Origin of the sequence: Agromyces tropicus, assembly GCF_039531345.1 — a bacterium.
Taxonomy (GTDB): Bacteria; Actinomycetota; Actinomycetes; order Actinomycetales; family Microbacteriaceae; genus Agromyces; species Agromyces tropicus.
Genome location: NZ_BAAAPW010000001.1, coordinates 429,437 through 444,683, shown reverse-complemented (window position 1 = coordinate 444,683; position 15,247 = coordinate 429,437). Strand labels below are relative to the sequence as shown.

At 73.4% G+C, this 15,247-nt stretch carries 13 protein-coding genes; all 13 read left to right on the top strand.

What is annotated here, in order from left to right:
- The first annotated feature begins 152 nt into the window (after positions 1 to 152).
- The 13 genes from ABD230_RS02080 (at position 153) to ABD230_RS02020 (ending at position 15,235) form a co-directional block, all read left to right on the top strand.
- Entirely contained in the window at positions 153 to 683 is a 531-nt protein-coding gene (locus tag ABD230_RS02080; RefSeq protein WP_344369096.1) for a DoxX family membrane protein, read from the top strand.
- Between the two features lie 114 nt (positions 684 to 797).
- A complete protein-coding gene (gene pyrR, locus ABD230_RS02075; protein ID WP_344370101.1) occupies positions 798 to 1,340 on the top strand; it encodes a bifunctional pyr operon transcriptional regulator/uracil phosphoribosyltransferase PyrR in 543 nt (180 codons plus the stop codon).
- Positions 1,337 to 2,290, top strand: coding sequence for an aspartate carbamoyltransferase catalytic subunit (locus tag ABD230_RS02070; RefSeq protein WP_344369095.1), 954 nt, complete (start codon positions 1,337 to 1,339; stop codon positions 2,288 to 2,290). The genes pyrR and ABD230_RS02070 overlap by 4 nt, the downstream gene beginning before the upstream one ends.
- A complete protein-coding gene (locus ABD230_RS02065) occupies positions 2,287 to 3,633 on the top strand; it encodes a dihydroorotase (protein ID WP_344369094.1) in 1,347 nt (448 codons plus the stop codon). The genes ABD230_RS02070 and ABD230_RS02065 overlap by 4 nt, the downstream gene beginning before the upstream one ends.
- A complete protein-coding gene (locus ABD230_RS02060; protein ID WP_344369092.1) occupies positions 3,626 to 4,186 on the top strand; it encodes a PH-like domain-containing protein in 561 nt (186 codons plus the stop codon). Before ABD230_RS02065 ends, ABD230_RS02060 begins: the two co-directional genes overlap by 8 nt.
- Positions 4,179 to 5,384, top strand: coding sequence for a glutamine-hydrolyzing carbamoyl-phosphate synthase small subunit (carA, locus tag ABD230_RS02055; protein WP_344369090.1), 1,206 nt, complete (start codon positions 4,179 to 4,181; stop codon positions 5,382 to 5,384). Before ABD230_RS02060 ends, carA begins: the two co-directional genes overlap by 8 nt.
- Positions 5,384 to 8,674, top strand: a complete 3,291-nt coding sequence (gene carB, locus ABD230_RS02050) for a carbamoyl-phosphate synthase large subunit (protein ID WP_344369089.1) — start codon at positions 5,384 to 5,386, stop codon at positions 8,672 to 8,674. Before carA ends, carB begins: the two co-directional genes overlap by 1 nt.
- Positions 8,671 to 9,546, top strand: coding sequence for an orotidine-5'-phosphate decarboxylase (gene pyrF, locus ABD230_RS02045; protein ID WP_344369087.1), 876 nt, complete (start codon positions 8,671 to 8,673; stop codon positions 9,544 to 9,546). Before carB ends, pyrF begins: the two co-directional genes overlap by 4 nt.
- Positions 9,539 to 10,525, top strand: a complete 987-nt coding sequence (gmk, locus tag ABD230_RS02040; RefSeq protein WP_344369085.1) for a guanylate kinase — start codon at positions 9,539 to 9,541, stop codon at positions 10,523 to 10,525. Before pyrF ends, gmk begins: the two co-directional genes overlap by 8 nt.
- Positions 10,518 to 10,775 (top strand): DNA-directed RNA polymerase subunit omega, encoded by a 258-nt coding sequence (gene rpoZ, locus ABD230_RS02035; RefSeq protein WP_092669843.1) that lies wholly within the window; start codon positions 10,518 to 10,520, stop codon positions 10,773 to 10,775. The genes gmk and rpoZ overlap by 8 nt, the downstream gene beginning before the upstream one ends.
- 19 nt (positions 10,776 to 10,794) lie before the next feature.
- Positions 10,795 to 12,069: a bifunctional phosphopantothenoylcysteine decarboxylase/phosphopantothenate--cysteine ligase CoaBC gene (coaBC, locus tag ABD230_RS02030; protein ID WP_344370100.1), complete on the top strand. Its 1,275-nt coding sequence runs from the start codon at positions 10,795 to 10,797 to the stop codon at positions 12,067 to 12,069.
- Positions 12,066 to 13,259 (top strand): methionine adenosyltransferase, encoded by a 1,194-nt coding sequence (gene metK, locus ABD230_RS02025; RefSeq protein ID WP_344369084.1) that lies wholly within the window; start codon positions 12,066 to 12,068, stop codon positions 13,257 to 13,259. The genes coaBC and metK overlap by 4 nt, the downstream gene beginning before the upstream one ends.
- 20 nt (positions 13,260 to 13,279) lie before the next feature.
- A complete protein-coding gene (locus ABD230_RS02020; protein ID WP_344369083.1) occupies positions 13,280 to 15,235 on the top strand; it encodes a primosomal protein N' family DNA-binding protein in 1,956 nt (651 codons plus the stop codon).
- The last annotated feature ends 12 nt before the right edge of the window (positions 15,236 to 15,247 follow it).

The following is a 15,247-nucleotide window of genomic DNA, read 5'->3' as shown; positions in this document are numbered from 1 at the left end:
CCGGGTGGGCACCGCCGCGGAAACGGGGAGATCCCTCCGCGGGATCCCGCGCGGGCACTGATCCGGACCGCCGCGGCGGGTCGTTCACTGGGCTGTGCCGCTCGCCGCGGCCTCCGCCACCCGCATCCGACGCTCTGGAAGGAGCACCCGACATGACCACCATCTCCGCGCACGGCCTCCCGCAGGCCGGCGTCCGCCCCGCGGCGAGCCGCCGCATCCCGCTGTCCGGTCGCCTCGCCGCCGCCGAGGCGACGCTGAAGGCGTTCCTCGAGCGCTGGAGCATCCCGGCGCTGCGCGTCGCGCTCGGCGCCGTCTTCGTCGTCTTCGGCGCCCTGAAGTTCATCCCGGGCGCGAGCCCGCTCGAGCCGCTCGTCGAGGCCACCTGGGGCGTGCTGAGCTTCGGGCTCGTCGGCGGGCCGCTCGCGATGGTCCTGACCGCCGTGATCGAGACCGCCGCCGGGCTCGCGCTCATCTCCGGCGTGTTCGCCCGGATCGGGCTCGTGCTGCTCGCCGTCGCGTTCGTCGGCATCCTCTCGCCCGCGGCCTTCTTCCCCGGCGAGCTGTTCACCGAGACCGGGCCGACGCTGCTCGGCCAGTACGTCGCGAAGAACGTCGTGCTCATCGCCGCGGCCCTCGTCGTCGCCTCCCGCGCCCTGCGCGGACCGTCGACGCGCGCGCGCTGACGCGATCGAGTTCGTCCAGCGGGGCGGGGTGCCGGGCACCCCGCCCCGTCGCTGGTAGGATCGATCGACCGACAACCTTGAAGTCCGTCCCGTGAGGCGGAGAAGGGAGTCTGCATCGCTGTGCGCACCGTGCTCCAGCAGGCCGACCTCGAGCGGGCACTGACCCGCATCGCCCACGAGATCCTCGAAGCCAATCGCGGCGCCGACGATCTCATCCTCCTCGGCATCCCCACGCGCGGCGTGGCGCTGGCCGAGCGACTCGCCCGGATCGTCTCCCGGATCGCCGGCGTCGAGGTGCCCGCAGGGGCCCTCGACGTGACGATGTACCGCGACGACCTGGGCCGCAACCCCATCCGCGAGACGCACCCCACGGACGTGCCCGGCGACGGCATCGACGGCCGGGTCGTGGTGCTCGTGGACGACGTGCTCTACTCGGGCCGCACCATCCGCGCCGCACTCGACGCGCTCGCCGACCTCGGCCGGGCCCGCGCGGTGCGCCTCGCCGTGCTGGTCGATCGCGGTCACCGCGAGTTCCCGATCCGCGCCGACTACGTCGGCAAGAACCTGCCGAGCTCGGCGCGCGAGCGCATCAACGTGCACCTCGTGGAGGTCGACGGCGAGGACGCCGTCACCATCGAGGGGGGCGAGGACCAGTGAGGCACCTGCTCAGCACCCGCGACCTGTCGCGCGACGAGGCCATCGCCCTGCTCGACGTCGCCGAGGACATGGCGGCCGTCCAGGAGCGCGAGGTCAAGAAGCTCCCGACGCTGCGCGGCCGCACGGTGGTCAACCTGTTCTTCGAGGACTCCACGCGCACGCGCATCTCGTTCGAGGCCGCGGCGAAGCGACTGTCGGCCGACGTGATCAACTTCAGCGCGAAGGGCTCCAGCGTCTCCAAGGGCGAGAGCCTCAAGGACACGGCGCAGACGCTGCAGGCCATGGGCGCGGACGGCGTCGTCATCCGCCACCACGCGTCGGGCGCGCCGTTCACGCTCGCCACGAGCGGATGGATCGACGCGGGCGTCGTCAACGCCGGCGACGGCACGCACGAGCACCCCACGCAGGCGCTGCTCGACGCCTTCACGATGCGCCGCCGCCTCCACGGCGCCGCCTCGCGCGGGCGCGACCTCGACGGCGTCCGGGTCGTCATCGTGGGCGACATCCTGCACTCGCGGGTCGCCCGGTCGAACGTGTGGCTCCTCGAGACGCTCGGCGCCGACGTCACGCTCGTCGCCCCGCCGACGCTCGTGCCCGTGGACGTCTCGCGGTGGCCCGCGACGATCGAGTTCGACCTCGACCGCGCGCTCGCCGGGCCGCCGGACGTGGTCATGATGCTCCGCATCCAGGCGGAGCGCATGCATGGCGCGTTCTTCCCGAACAGCCGGGAGTACGCCCGCACCTGGGGGCTGGACGACGCCAGGTTCGCCCGGCTGCCCGAGACTACGATGGTGATGCATCCGGGCCCCATGAACCGCGGGCTCGAGATCGCCGCCCGTGCCGCCGACTCGACGCAGTCCACGGTGCGCGAGCAGGTTGCGAACGGAGTATCAGTGAGAATGGCCGCCCTGTATCTGCTGCTGTCCGGCGAACGGGGTGAGGCCCGATGAGCGAGCGATTCGTCATCCGAGGCGCCGCCCTCCCGACGGGCGAGCGCGCCGACCTGCTGCTCGAGCACGGCCGGATCGCCGAGATCGGCAGCGGGGTGGATGCCGCCGGCGCGACCGTCGTCGACGCCGACGGCCTCGTCGCACTGCCCGGCCTGGTCGACCTGCACACGCACCTCCGCGAGCCCGGCTACGAGCAGAGCGAGACCGTGCTCACGGGCACGCGGGCCGCCGCGGCCGGCGGCTTCACGGCGGTCTTCGCGATGGCGAACACGTTCCCGGTCGCCGACACCGCGGGCGTCGTCGAGCAGGAGCTCACGCTCGGCGAGGCCGCCGGCTACGCCACCGTGCAGCCGATCGGCGCCGTCACGGTGGGCCTCAAGGGCGAGCAGCTCGCCGAGCTCGGCGCGATGGCCGCCTCGCGTGCGCGCGTGCGCGTGTTCAGCGACGACGGCTTCTGCGTCTTCGACCCGATGCTGATGCGGCGCGCGCTCGAGTACGTGAAGGCGTTCGACGGCGTCATCGCCCAGCACGCGCAGGAGCCGCGGCTCACGCAGGGCGCGCAGATGAACGAGGGTGCGCTCTCGGCCGAGCTCGGCCTCGCCGGGTGGCCCGCGGTCGCCGAGGAGTCGATCATCGCGCGCGACGTGCTCCTCGCCGAGCACGTCGGCTCGCGCCTGCACGTCTGCCACGTCTCGACGGCCGGATCCGTCGAGGTCATCCGCTGGGCGAAGGCCCGCGGCATCGACGTCACCGCCGAGGTCACCCCGCATCACCTGCTCCTCACCGAGGAGCTCGTCGCCGGCTACGACCCGCGCTTCAAGGTGAACCCGCCCCTGCGTCGGGCGGAGGACGTCGAGGCGCTGCGGGCCGCCCTCGCCGACGGCACCATCGACATCGTCGCGACCGACCACGCCCCGCACCCGGTCGAGGCGAAGGAGTCCGAGTGGGACGCCGCCGCCAACGGCATGGTCGGGCTCGAGTCCGCGCTCTCGGTCGTGCAGCAGGCCATGGTCGACTCCGGCCTCATGGGCTGGGCCGACGTCGCCCGCGTGCTCTCCGCCGCGCCCGCACGGATCGGCCGCATCTCCGGGCACGGCGAGCCCGTCGCCGCCGGGTCGACCGCCGAGCTCGCGCTCGTCGACCCCAGCGCGTCGGCCGAGTTCGGCACCGAGCGGCTCGCCGGCCGGAGCGTCAACTCGCCCTACCTCGGCCGCACGCTGCCCGGCCGGGTCGTCGCGACCTTCCACCGCGGCGTGCCGACCGTGCTCGACGGCGCGGTCCGTCCCGCCGACGAGGTGGCCGCGGCATCCGCTCGCGCGACCGAGGAGGCGACGCGTGGATAGTCGCTGGATCGGCGTCGTCGTCGCCGTCGTGATCGTCGGCGCGGCCGCCTGGCTGATGCTGCGCTCCTGGCGCCGCCGCACGGTGCGCGACGAGACGCTGGCCTCGTACCCGCCCCCCGCCGCGCCGGGCACCCTGACGCTCGAGGTCGAGGCGCTGTACGTCGCGACCACCCCGGAGGCGGAGCCGCTCGAACGGCTCGCCGTCGAAGGGCTCGCGTTCCGCGGTTCGGCCCGCGTCGAGGTCCACACCTCCGGCGTGCTGCTGCGCATCGCGGGCGAGGCGCCGAGCTTCATCCCGGCGGAGGCCATCGCCGCCGCCGGGACAGCGACCTACGCGATCGACCGCGGGGTCGAGCCCGAGGGCCTCGTGGCCCTCACCTGGATCGTCGACGACCGGTCGGAGCCCGAAGTGCCGACCCGGGTCGACAGCTACCTGCGGTGCCGATACCCGGGCGACTCCGCCCGGCTCGTCGCCGCCGTGAACGAGATCGCTGCGGCGCCCGAGGCGCCGCAGCCGGATGCAGACGCAGAGAGCGAGGCCTCGGATGACTGAGACCCCGACCCCGGTCGACGAGCGGGCCGGCACGGTCGCGGTCGACCTCGACCGTGCCGTGCTCGTCCTGGAGGACGGCACCCGCTACGAGGGCCGCGCCTACGGCGCGCGCGGCCGCACGCTCGGCGAGGCCGTGTTCGCGACCGGCATGACCGGCTACCAGGAGACGCTCACCGACCCGTCGTACGCGGGACAGATCGTGCTCATGACCGCGCCCCACATCGGCAACACCGGCATGAACGACGAGGACATGGAGTCCTCCCGCATCTGGGTCGCCGGCTTCGTGGTGCGCGACCCCTCCCGCGTGGTGTCGAACTTCCGTTCGCAGCGGAGCCTCGACGACGACCTCGCCGACGCCGGCATCGTCGGCATCAGCGGCATCGACACGCGTGCGGTCACGCGGCACATCCGCGCCCTCGGCGCCATGCGCGCCGGCGTCTTCTCGGGCGAGGAGGCGTTCCTCTCGCCCGGCGAGCAGCTCGACCTGGTGCAGTCCGGCGAGCAGATGGCCGGTCGCAACCTCTCCGGCGCGGTCTCGACGGCCGACCGGTACACGATGGCGGCCACGGGCGACCGCGTGGGCTCGGTCGCCGTGCTCGACCTCGGGGTGAAGACGTCGACGCTGAACTACCTCGCCGAGCGCGGGTTCGACGTGCACGTGCTGCCGCAGACCGTGACACCGGAGGAGGTGCTCGCGCTCGAGCCGGACGCGCTGTTCTTCTCGAACGGGCCCGGCGACCCGAGCGCGTCGGAGCGCCACGTCGAGCTGCTGCGAAGCGCGCTGCGCGCCGGCCTGCCGTACTTCGGCATCTGCTTCGGCAACCAGCTGCTCGGCCGGGCGCTCGGCTTCGACACCTACAAGCTGCCGTTCGGGCACCGCGGCATCAACCAGCCGGTGCTCGACCGGGCCACGGGCCGTGTCGAGATCACGGCGCACAACCACGGCTTCGCCGTCGCCGCCCCCACCGACGCGGTGAGCGAGTCCAGCCAGGGCTTCGGCCGCGTCGAGGTCAGCCACGTCGGACTGAACGACGACGTCGTCGAGGGCCTGAACTGCCTCGACATCCCGGCGTTCTCGGTGCAGTACCATCCCGAGTCGGCGGCCGGACCGCACGACGCCAACTACCTCTTCGACCGCTTCCGCGACATGGTGATCGCCGCGAAGCAGAACGACCCCAGCCAGGAGGCCGGCGAGTAATGCCCAAGCGCGACGACATCAACTCCGTCCTCGTCATCGGCTCCGGCCCGATCGTCATCGGCCAGGCCGCCGAGTTCGACTACTCGGGCACGCAGGCCTGCCGCGTGCTGCGGGCCGAGGGCGTCCGCGTCATCCTCGTGAACCCCAACCCGGCCACGATCATGACCGACCCCGACTTCGCCGACGCGACCTACGTCGAGCCGATCACCCCCGAGGTGATCGAGTCGATCATCGTCAAGGAGCGGCCGGATGCCGTGCTGCCCACGCTCGGCGGCCAGACGGCGCTGAACGCCGCGATCGCCCTGCACGACACGGGCATCCTCGAGAAGCACGGCGTCGAGCTCATCGGCGCCAAGGTGGACGCCATCCGCAAGGGCGAGGACCGCCAGCTCTTCAAGGACCTCGTCATCGAGGCCGGCGCCGACGTCGCCCGCTCGCACGTCGCCACGACGCTCGAGCAGGCCAAGGAGTTCGCGCTCGACCTCGGCTACCCCCTCGTGGTGCGTCCGTCGTTCACGATGGGCGGGCTCGGCTCGGGCTTCGCCTACACCGAGGAGGACCTCGTCCGCATCGTGACGCAGGGCCTCCACGACTCTCCGACCACCGAGGTGCTCCTCGAGGAGTCGATCCTCGGCTGGAAGGAGTACGAGCTCGAGCTCATGCGCGACACGGCCGACAACACGGTCGTCGTCTGCTCGATCGAGAACGTCGACCCGGTGGGCGTGCACACGGGCGACTCGATCACGGTCGCCCCGGCGCTGACCCTCACGGACCGCGAGTACCAGCGCCTGCGCGACATCGGCATCGACATCATCCGCGCCGTCGGCGTCGACACCGGCGGCTGCAACATCCAGTTCGCGGTCGACCCGTCGAACGGGCGCATCATCGTGATCGAGATGAACCCGCGCGTCTCGCGGTCGTCGGCGCTGGCCTCGAAGGCCACGGGCTTCCCGATCGCGAAGATCGCCGCGAAGCTCGCCATCGGGTACCGTCTCGACGAGATCCCGAACGACATCACCAAGGTGACGCCCGCGAGCTTCGAGCCCACGCTCGACTACATCGTCGTGAAGGTGCCGCGCTTCGCGTTCGAGAAGTTCCCCGCGGCGGACCCCACGCTCACGACGACCATGAAGTCGGTCGGCGAGGCGATGGCGATCGGCCGCAACTTCACCACGGCGCTGCAGAAGGCCCTGCGCTCGCTCGAGAAGCGCGGGTCGAGCTTCCACTGGGGCGACGAGTCGCGCTCGGTCGACGAGCTGCTCGAGGCGGCCACGGTGCCGACCGACGGCCGCATCGTGCTCGTGCAGCAGGCGCTGCGCAAGGGCGCCTCGATCGAGCAGGCCTTCGACGCCACGAAGATCGACCCGTGGTTCCTCGACCAGATCGTGCTGGTCAACGAGGTCGCCGAGCGCATCGCCTCGGCCGAGGCGCTCGACACCGAGACGCTGCTGCTCGCCAAGGACCACGGGTTCTCCGACGCGCAGATCGGCCAGCTCCGGGGCTTCGGCGAGGCCGACGCCCGCGAGGTGCGCCACATCCTCGGCATCCGCCCGGTCTTCAAGACGGTCGACACGTGCGCGGGGGAGTTCCCCGCGCTCACGCCGTACCACTACTCGAGCTACGACCTGGAGACCGAGGTCGAGCCGAGCGACCGTCGCAAGGTCGTCATCCTCGGGTCGGGCCCGAACCGCATCGGCCAGGGCGTCGAGTTCGACTACTCCTGCGTGCACGCGTCGTTCGCCCTGTCGGACGCCGGGTTCGAGACGATCATGATCAACTGCAACCCGGAGACGGTCTCCACCGACTACGACACGAGCGACCGGCTGTACTTCGAGCCGCTGACGCTCGAGGACGTGCTCGAGGTGATCCACGCGGAGTCGCAGTCGGGCGAGCTCGTCGGCGTCGTCGTCCAGCTGGGCGGCCAGACCGCGCTGGGGCTCGCGAAGGGCCTCGAGGCGGCCGGCGTGCCGATCCTCGGCACGAGCCCGGAGGCGATCGACCTCGCCGAGGAGCGCGGCCAGTTCGCCGGCATCCTCGAGCGCGCGGGCCTGCTCGCGCCCCGGAACGGCACCGCGATCGACCTCGGCGGCGCCGTCCAGGTCGCCGAGCAGATCGGCTACCCGGTGCTCGTGCGCCCGAGCTTCGTGCTCGGCGGCCGCGGCATGGAGATCGTGTACGACACCCCGTCGCTCGTGGACTACTTCGCGCGCATCGAGGACCAGGGAATCGTGGGGCCCACCCACCCGCTGCTCGTCGACCGCTTCCTCGACGACGCGATCGAGATCGACGTCGACGCCCTGTACGACGGCGAGGAGCTCTATGTCGGCGGCGTCATGGAGCACATCGAGGAGGCCGGCATCCACTCCGGCGACTCGAGCTGCACGCTCCCGCCGGTGACGCTCGGCCGGGCCGAGATCGACCGCGTGCGCGACGCGACCCGCGCGATCGCCCAGGGCATCGGCGTGAAGGGCCTGCTCAACGTGCAGTTCGCGATCGGCGCCGGCGTGCTCTACGTCCTCGAGGCGAACCCGCGTGCGAGCCGCACCGTGCCGTTCGTCTCGAAGGCGCTCGGCATCCCGCTCGCGAAGGCCGCGTCGCGGATCATGGTCGGCGCGTCGATCCGCGAGCTCGTCGCGGAGGGCATGCTGCCGGAGCTCGACGGCTCCCGCGTGCCGCTCGACGCCCCGGTCGCCGTCAAGGAGGCCGTGCTGCCCTTCCACCGCTTCCGGACCCGCGAGGGCATCATGGTCGACTCGGTGCTCGGCCCGGAGATGCGCTCGACGGGCGAGGTCATGGGCATCGACCGCGACTTCCCGAAGGCGTTCGCGAAGAGCCAGCTGGCCGCGTACGGCGGCATGCCCCGTTCGGGCCGCGTCTTCGTGTCGGTCTCCGACCGCGACAAGCGCGCCGTGATCCTGCCCGTGCTGCGGCTGCAGCAGCTCGGCTACGAGCTCGTGGGCACCGAGGGCACCGCCGAGGTGCTGCGCCGCAACGGCATCGCCTCCGACGTCGTGCGGAAGTTCAGCGAGAAGCACGGCGACGAGGTCTCGGTGGTCGAGCTCATCCACCGCGGCGAGATCGACGTGGTCGTCAACACGCCGAGCGGCCGGTCCGCCCGCGCGGACGGCTACGAGATCCGCGCCGCGGCCGTGGCCGCCGACATCCCGCTGTTCACGACCATCGCCGAGCTCTCGGCGGCGGTCGCCGCGGTCGGCTCCGACGAGGGCGGCTTCGACGTGACCAGCCTGCAGGAGTACGCGCGCCGTCGCGCGGCCGAGGTGGTCGCGTGACGGACGGCACGACGTTCGGCGACCGCCTCGAGGGGGCGTTCGAGACCCGCGGGAGGCTGTGCGTCGGCATCGACCCGCACGCGTGGCTGCTCGACGAGTGGGGGCTGCCGGACTCGGGCGCGGGTGTGCGCGAGTTCGGCCTCCGGGTGGTGGATGCCGCGGCCGGCCGCGTCGGCATCGTGAAGCCGCAGGTGTCGTTCTTCGAGCGCCACGGCTCGGCCGGCTACGCCGCCCTGGAGCGGGTGCTCGACCTCGCGCGCGACGCCGGGCTGCTCGTGATCGCCGACGTCAAGCGCGGCGACATCGGCTCGACGGTCGAGGCGTACGGCCAGGCGTGGCTCTCGCAGGGCTCGCCGCTCCGCGCCGACGCGATGACGATCTACGCCTACCAGGGCCTCGGGTCGATCGAGGCCGTCATGCGGCAGGCCGAGGCCGCGGACGCGGGACTCTTCGTGGTCGCGGCGACGTCGAACCCCGAGGCCGCCGCCATCCAGCAGGCCGTGCTCCAGGGCTCGAGCCGTGAGGGCTCGTCGGTCGCCGGCGCGATCGTCTCCGGCGTCGACGCGTGGAACCGGTCCCGCGAGGGCGCCTCGGAGCGCGCGTTCGGCTCGGTCGGCGTCGTGGTCGGCGCCACGATCGTGCCGGAGGAGTTCGGCATCGACATCGCGACCGACGCGCGACCGCGCGTGCCCGTGCTGGTGCCCGGCATCGGCTTCCAGGGCGGCGAGCTCCGCGACGTGCCCGCGCGCCTCGGCGCGCTCGCACCCGGCGCCATCCTCACCGACAGCCGCGGCCTGCTCGCGGCCGGCCCGGACGGCATCGCCGAGGCGATCGTGCGGCGCGCCGACGAGGTGGGGGCGCTCGATGTCTGATCGCGTCGCGGCATCCGCCCCGCCCGAGGTCGACCGGGTCGCCGCCTCCCGCGCCGCGGTCGCCGCGCGCCGCGCGCGGGCCGCCGTCAAGCACGACGTCGCCGACGGCGCTCGGAGCCCGCTCGACGTGCTGCGCGTCGCCTACGACGACCCCGAGGGCGTCGAGGGCCGGTTGCGCGTGACCGAGTTCCTGACCTCGATCCCCGCGATCGGCCAGACCAAGTGCGCGCGGATCATGGACGAGCTCCAGATCGCGGCATCGAAGCGCCTCGGCGGACTCGGCCGGCTGCAGCGGCGGCGACTCCGCGAGTTCACGGCCGACTGGGTCTCCGACCACGGCGGCACGGGCGACCGGCTCGTGGTGCTCGCCGGCCCGACCGCGGTCGGCAAGGGCACGGTCGCCGGTTACATCCGCGAGCACCACCCGGACGTCAAGCTCTCGGTGTCGGCGACGACCCGCGCGCCCCGGCCGGGCGAGGTGGAGGGCGAGCACTACTACTTCGTCTCCGACGACGAGTTCGACCGCATGATCGCCGCCGGCGAGCTGCTGGAGTGGGCGACCGTCCACAACGCGTACCGCTACGGCACGCCGCGCGGGCCCGTGGAGGAGGCGATCGCGGCCGGCAACAGCGTGCTGCTCGAGATCGACATCCAGGGTGCGCGGTCGGTGCGCCGGGCGATGCCGGAGGCGACGCTCGTCTTCCTGCTGCCGCCGACGTGGGACGAACTGGTCCGCAGGCTGGTCGGGCGCGGCACCGAGAGCCCCGCCGAGCAGCAGCGCCGACTCGAGACCGCGAAGGTCGAGCTGGCGGCCGTGGAGGAGTTCGATCACCAGGTCGTGAACCACGAGGTCCGCGAGGCCGCGCAAAAGGTCGTAGACTTGATGCGGCCTCGGCGGGGCCGGCGTCATGCTGCCCCGCGCCACGATCTTCCGCGCACCGGGGGTGCGCCTCACTCGAAGGAGTCCCTGCATGGCTGAGAAGCTGTCCGGCATCATCGACCCGCCGATCGACGACCTGCTGTCGAAGGTCGACTCGAAGTACCAGCTGGTCATCTTCGCGTCGAAGCGCGCGCGCCAGATCAACGACTACTACGCCGACCTCCACGAGGGCAGCCTGTTCGACAACGTCGGGCCGCTCGTCGACTCGTCGATCGACGACAAGCCGCTGTCGGTCGCGCTCCACGAGGTCAACGAGGACAAGCTGCGCCTCCGCCCGATCGGCGAGTAGCCGGCAGGCGCGGATGCCGCTGAACATCGTCGTCGGCGTCACCGGCGGCATCGCGGCGTACAAGGCCGTCTCGGTCGTGCGGTCGCTCGTGCTCGCCGGGCACGACGTGCACGTCGTGCCGACCGAGTCGGCGCTGCGGTTCGTGGGCCGGCCCACGCTCGAGGCGATCTCGCGCAACCCGGTGCACACCGACCTGTTCGAGGGCGTCGCCGAGGTGCGCCACGTCGCGATCGGCCAGGCCGCCGACCTCATCGTGATCGCCCCGGCCACGGCGAACTCGATCGCGAAGCTCGCGACCGGGCTCGCCGACGACCTGCTCGGCAACACGGTCCTCGCGAGCGAGGCGCCGCTCGTCATCGCCCCGGCGATGCACACCGAGATGTGGCGACACCCCGCGACGCAGGCGAACATCGCGACGCTGCGCGACCGCGGCGCCACGATCGTGGGCCCCGCGGTCGGCCAGCTCACCGGGTCGGACTCCGGTCCCGGTCGGCTGGAGGAGCCGGACGTCATCGTGCGCGCGGCCCTCGAGGTCGCGGAGCGCCACGGGCTCGACGTCGGCGCCGCCGACGCGCCCGGAAGGACGGCGGGCGACCTCTCGGGTCGACGCCTCGTCGTGACGGCTGGCGGCACCCGCGAGCCCCTCGACCCGGTGCGCTTCCTGGGCAACCGGTCGAGCGGCAAGCAGGGCGTCGCGATCGCCGACGCCGCCGCCGCGCGCGGCGCCGAGGTGACGCTCATCGCCGCGAACCTCGAGGTGGCCTCGCCCGGCGGATGCCGCGTCGTGCCCGTCTCGACGGCGCTCGAGCTGCAGGAGGCGGTCACCGCCGCCGCGGCCGACGCCGACGCCGTGGTGATGGCGGCCGCCGTCGCCGACTTCCGCCCCGAGCGCGTGAGCGACGCCAAGATCAAGAAGGTCGACGGCCAGGAGCGGATGTCGCTCGAGCTCGTGCGCAACCCCGACATCCTCGCCGAGCTGGGGGCGGCTCCGCACGACGGCATCCTGCTCGTGGGCTTCGCCGCCGAGACCGAGGCCGACTACGAGCGACTGCTCGAGCTCGGGCGCGCGAAGCGCCGCGCCAAGGGCGCGGACCTGCTCGTCGTGAACCGAGTGGGCTGGAACCACGGCTTCGCGAGCGACGAGAACGCGGTCACCGTGCTCGATGCCGCCGACGGCGTCGCCGCGGAGACCTCGGGCAGCAAGATGTCGGTGGCCCACGTCATCCTCGACCTCATCGCCGAGCGCCTCGCGTCCGGCTCCGGACCAACGACGAAGGACACCCACCCCGCATGAGCGCCCTGCGCCAGTTCACCTCCGAGTCCGTCACCGAGGGGCACCCCGACAAGATCTGCGACCAGATCTCCGACTCGATCCTCGACGCGCTCCTGCGGGTCGATCCGCGGTCGCGCGTCGCCGTCGAGACGCTCGTGACGACCGGCCTCGTGCACGTCGCCGGCGAGGTCTCCACCGAGGGCTACGTCGAGATCCCCGCGATCGTGCGCGACCGGATCACGTCGATCGGGTACGACTCGTCCGATGTCTGGTTCGACGGCCGGTCCTGCGGCGTCTCCGTCTCGATCGGCGGGCAGTCGCCCGACATCGCCCAGGGCGTGAACGACGCGTTCGAGACCCGCGAGGGCGCGAGCCACGACGAGCTCGACCGCCAGGGCGCCGGCGACCAGGGCATCATGTTCGGCTACGCCGTGCGCGAGACGCCCGAGCTCATGCCCGTGCCCATCTGGGTCGCGCACCGGCTCGCGGAGCGGCTCGCCGCGGTCCGCAAGGACGGCGAGCTCGACTACCTCCGCCCCGATGGCAAGACCCAGGTGACCGTGGGCTACGAGGGGCAGACGGCGCAGACGATCGAGACGGTCGTGCTCTCCACGCAGCACTCGCCCCAGGTCTCGACCGAGCAGCTGCGCGCCGAGGTCGAGGAGCTCGTCATCCGTCCGGTGCTCGACGCCGTCGAGCTGGCGCGTCCCGACATGAAGGTCCTCATCAACCCGACGGGCCGATTCGAGATCGGCGGCCCGCAGGGCGACGCCGGGCTGACCGGGCGCAAGATCATCATCGACACCTACGGCGGAGCGAGCCGTCACGGCGGGGGCGCGTTCAGCGGCAAGGACCCGTCGAAGGTCGACCGCTCCGCGGCGTACGCCATGCGATGGGTCGCGAAGAACGCGGTCGCCGCCGGCCTCGCCGACCGCCTCGAGCTCCAGGTCGCCTACGCGATCGGAGCCGCGGCGCCCGTCGGCCTCTACGTCGAGACCTTCGGCACCGCCCAGGTGCCCGAGGAGCGGATCACCGAGGCGATCCGCGAGGTGTTCGACCTCCGCCCCGCGGCCATCATCCGCGACCTCGACCTGCTGCGTCCGATCTACGCGCAGACGGCGACCTACGGCCACTTCGGGCGAGAGCTGCCCGACTTCACCTGGGAGCGACTCGACCGCGTCGACGACCTGCGCGCGGCCGCCGGGCTCTGACGTGGCGGACGGGCGCTGACGTGGGCGAACGGCCCGTGGCGCGCGTCCTCGTGGACTCGCCGCTGCCGCAGCTCGACCAGCTGCTCGACTACCGCGTGCCGGACCGGCTCGCCGGCGACGCGGTCGCGGGCGCCCGCGTGCGGGTGCCGCTGCGCACCGGCGGCCGCATCGCCGCGGGGTGGCTCGTCGAGCTCGCCGAGCGCTCCGAGTACGCGGGCGAGCTCAGCGAGCTCGACGACGTCGTCTCCGACGTGCCCGTGCTCACCCCGGACGTGTGGCGGCTCGCGCGCGCGGCGGCGGACCGCGCCGCCGGGAACGCGAGCGACGTGCTGAGACTGGCCATCCCGCCGCGCTACGTGCGCGCGGAGCGCGCGTGGCGTGCCGCCGAGCCCGACCCGGGTCCGCTGCCGACGGCGCCGGGCCCGGTCGAGGGGTACGAGCCCGGTCGCGTCGAACGCGGCATCGATGCCGGCGAGCGGATGGCGCTGGCCGCCGACGCCCGACCGGTGCGCCTCTCGTCGGGCACCTGGGTGGGCGGATGGGCGCGCACGGTCGCGCAGGCCGCCGCCCACGCCCTCGCGCAGGACCGCTCGACCGTCGTCGCCGTGCCCGACTACCGCGACCAGGAGCAGCTCGAGGCCGCCCTCGCCGACCTCGTGGACCCGCGGCGCGTGCTCCGGACCGATGCCCGGCAGACCGGGCCCGCCCGTTACCGCGCGTTCCTCGATGCGACGGGGGACGCCGCCCGCGTCGTCATCGGGAACCGCTCGACCGTGTACGCGCCCGCCGCGCGCCTCGGCCTCGTCGTGGTCGTGGACGACGGCGACGCGCTGCAGTCGGAGCCGCTCGCGCCCGGCGTCCACAGCCGCGACGCCGCGCTCGTCCGGCAGGAGCAGTCCGGCGCCGCGCTCGTGCTGCTGGCGCACAGCCGCAGTGTCGACGTGCAGCGGCTCGTCGGGCTCGGCTGGGTGCACGACGTGCCGCTGCGTCGCGGCGCGCGGCCGAAGGTCGTGCTGACCGAGCAGCAGGCGGCCCCGGAGAGCGGTGGCGCCCGGATCCCGTCCGCGGCGTGGCGCGAGGCCCAGGCCGCCGTCGTCGAGGGGCCGGTGCTCGTGCAGGTCGCCCGCCCGGGGCACACGCCGATGCTCGTGTGCGACCGCTGCCGCGAACCCGCGCGCTGCGCCGCCTGCGGGGGTGCGCTCGCGGTCCCGAGGGCCGGAGGCACCCCCGCGTGCACGCTCTGCGGCACCCGCGCCTCGGGGTGGCGGTGCCCGGTCTGCGAGGGAACGTCGCTGCGCGCCGCGGTGGTCGGGGCGACCCGCACGGCCGAGGAGCTCGGGCGGGCGTTCCCGCGTGCCCGGGTCGTCGTCTCCGACGGGGAGCGCCCGATCGTGCGGGTCGGCCACGAGCCGCAGCTCATCGTGGCGACGCGCGGTGCCGAGCCGCTCGCCGACGGCGGGTACCGGGCCGTGCTGCTCCTGGACGGCGAACGGATGCTGCTCCGGGAGTCGCTGCGCGTCGCCGAGGACTGCCTGCGCTGGTGGTCGAACGCGGCCGCGCTGGCGGCGCCGGGCGCACCCGTGTTCCTCGTCGGGGTCGGCGGCGCGATCGGCACCGCGCTCGCGACGTGGCGGCAGCCCGCGTGGGCGGCCGAGGAGCTCGAGGCGCGGCGCGCGCTCCGCTTCCCTCCGGCGGTGCGCATGGCCTCGCTCGTCTCCTCGCGCGAGCGGCTCGGCGGGGCGCTGGAACGCCTGCGCGGCATGGACGGCGTGGACGTGCTCGGCCCGACGCCGGTGGACGACGGGCTCGAGCGTGCGGTCGTCCGCTTCGGGTATGCGGCGGGCGCCGAGGTGGCGCAGCGGCTGAAGGGCGAGGCGATCCGGGCGGCCACGGAGCGTCGCCGGCCGGTCGCGGGTCGTCGCCCCGGTCGACCCCCGGTCCTGCGCGTGCGCATGGACGACCCGGACCTCCCGTGACCTTGCGACAAT